The organism is Cyanobacteriota bacterium (assembly GCA_025054735.1).
Classification (GTDB): Bacteria; Cyanobacteriota; Cyanobacteriia; order SKYG9; family SKYG9; genus SKYG9.
The window spans coordinates 1-2,489 of the sequence record JANWZG010000491.1; the positions used below are offsets into that span (position 1 = coordinate 1).

Consider the following 2,489-nt stretch of genomic DNA (forward strand, 5'->3'; position numbering starts at 1 on the left):
GTCCTTACAAAATGTCCCAACTAAAATGTCTTGATTAACCTACACATTGCCATAGTTGAAGCTGTAACTATGCAGCCCACGCCCATAGGGCTAGAGCCTAACTCGTAGGAACTCAAGCAACAGCCTACAAGTTCTTAACCTAGGTTAGGTGCTAGCGGACAGCAAGACATTTCTATTATTGGATCCCTTGCTGCTGGTTGAGCGATCACAAATTCAGTCAACTCTAAAAGCAGTTCCACAATGGCGAAAAAATGGCGAAAATCAGTGAGACACTAGGGGTGCTCCTGATTCAGTGACAGTCGTGGCCTATGAAAACCTTTCCATCTCCCGAAGCGCTGCGGCGCTATCCCTTCGGACTGGCAGATGTTGCCGTTATTCTAGGCACATTGGTGCTGTTGGCATTGATTGCTCGGATTGGGGCCGGTGCGCTCGTCAGCTTTGAACCCCCCAAAATAGTCCCTACTGTTGATCTTGACCCCCGTAACCTACCGTACTACGCCGGGCGATCGACCCTACGCATGTTTATCGCCTTATTTTTTTCCATGATATTTACCTTGGTCTACGGATACATTGCTGCCAATAGCCGACGAGCCGAGCGGGTCATGATTCCGTTACTGGATATTTTGCAATCTGTACCGGTGTTAGGGTTTCTCTCCATAACCGTGACTGGCTTCATTGCCTTGTTTCCAGGTAGCTTGCTAGGGTTAGAGGCAGCTTCGATTTTTGCCATCTTCACCAGCCAAGTCTGGAACATGACTTTTTCCTTCTATCAGTCCCTACGGACGGTACCCAAGGAACTGGATGAAGCAGCAACGCTTTATCAACTATCGCGCTGGCAGCGATTTATGAAGCTAGAGGTGCCATCTGCTACCATAGGACTGCTGTGGAATGCCATGATGAGCTTTGGCGGGGGCTGGTTTTTTGTAGCTGCCAGCGAGGCCATTAGTGTACTCAATCAAGAATACACCTTACCGGGAATTGGTTCTTACGTAGCAGCGGCGATCGCCAACGAAAACCTAGTCGCACTAAGCTGGGCACTGCTAACCATTGCTGTCGTCATTGTACTAGTAGATCAGCTCTTTTGGCGACCTCTCATTGCTTGGTCAGACAAGTTTCGTATGGAGCAGAGTGCTTCATCAGAGGCTCCAGAATCCTGGGTATATGATCTGTTGCAAACAGCACGGATTCCCCGCATGTTGGGTAGGGCACTCATACCGATTCAGGAGGCAGTTAACCAACTGTTATCGAGGCTTACCCGTTCTAACCCTACTTTCAGGCCTGATGCAAGCCAAGAACAGCGAGGCGATCGGCTTTACAACCTATTTTTGCTGGTCATTATTGGTCTGCTCATCGCCTGGGCACTGCACTTCGTCCTTACCACTGTAGGCTTAGGCGAAGTACTCAAAACCTTCTGGCTGGGTATCCTCACCCTACTGCGAGTGACAACACTGCTGCTGTTTGCCACAGTAATCTGGACACCAGTTGGCGTGGCAATCGGGTTCAATCCCAAGCTGGCTCGCACTCTGCAACCCGTGGTTCAGTTCCTTGCATCCTTCCCTGCTAACTTCATTTTTCCCTTTGCTACCCTGTTTTTCATTCGTACCAACATCAGCATTGAGTGGGGCAGCATCTTGCTAATGGCACTGGGTGCTCAGTGGTATATCCTGTTCAACTCGATCGCAGGTGCCCAGAGCATTCCCACTGACCTGCGCGAAATGGCCGATGATATTGGTCTAACGGGGTGGCAGCGCTGGAAAAAGCTCATCATTCCTGGCATTTTCTCTGCCTGGGTGACTGGCGGCGTAACCGCTAGTGGTGGGGCTTGGAACGCTAGCATCGTTTCTGAGATTGTGACCTGGGGATCAACAACCCTTACTGCAACAGGCCTAGGCTCTTACATCGCCGACGCTACCTTTGATGGAGACTGGCCCCGCATCACCCTAGGCATTGGCATGATGAGCCTATTTGTGGTGGGTCTAAACCGGTTGCTATGGCGCAGGCTCTATCAGCTAGCGGAAGTGAAATATCACCTATGACCTAAGCGATTATCTACTCCTCCCTGCCTATCTAGTCTAGTTGTAGGGGAGCTACCTGAGGTAAAGCCTCGGTTACAGGGTCTGATATTGGACGATCATGACTCAGCCCAATGACTGCGATGATAAAGCCAACTATCATGCCAATGCCAAACAGCCAAGCATGAGAGGCATCTAGAGAGAGAAGCAGCCTGCGATCGCCGCCATAAATCTGAATAGACCAGCCTTCAGTACTAACAGGATTTCGCAGGCTCTGCATTGATTTGCCCTCCCATGTAAGCATCTGCACAGGATTGTTCAGCCAAATAGGAAAGTGCTCGGAATCGCAAACCCATCAACTCATCATAGAAAGGATTAAGTTTGCACAACGGCGGAATCACTAGTAAAGTACGACCCTGCCAAGAAATTGTTCGAGCGAAGGGACATTGGGCTGGAATCCACTGGCAAATAGATTGC

The 2,489-nt window shown here is 50.0% G+C and carries 3 protein-coding genes; 1 reads left to right on the forward strand and 2 read right to left on the reverse strand.

Annotation, left to right across the window (positions count from 1 at the left end; genetic code table 11):
• Window positions 1-308 precede the first annotated feature (308 nt).
• Complete coding sequence (locus tag NZ772_17245) at window positions 309-2,036, forward strand: ABC transporter permease subunit (GenBank protein ID MCS6815303.1); 1,728 nt, start codon at window positions 309-311, stop codon at window positions 2,034-2,036.
• A gap of 31 nt (window positions 2,037-2,067) precedes the next feature.
• On the opposite strand, the gene NZ772_17250 is transcribed toward NZ772_17245, so the two are convergent.
• Window positions 2,068-2,292, reverse strand: coding sequence for a hypothetical protein (locus NZ772_17250; GenBank protein MCS6815304.1), 225 nt, complete (start codon window positions 2,290-2,292; stop codon window positions 2,068-2,070).
• Window positions 2,267-2,489 (reverse strand): Mo-dependent nitrogenase C-terminal domain-containing protein (locus NZ772_17255; protein ID MCS6815305.1); only part of this gene is annotated, 223 nt, incomplete at its 5' end. The genes NZ772_17250 and NZ772_17255, both read right to left, overlap by 26 nt.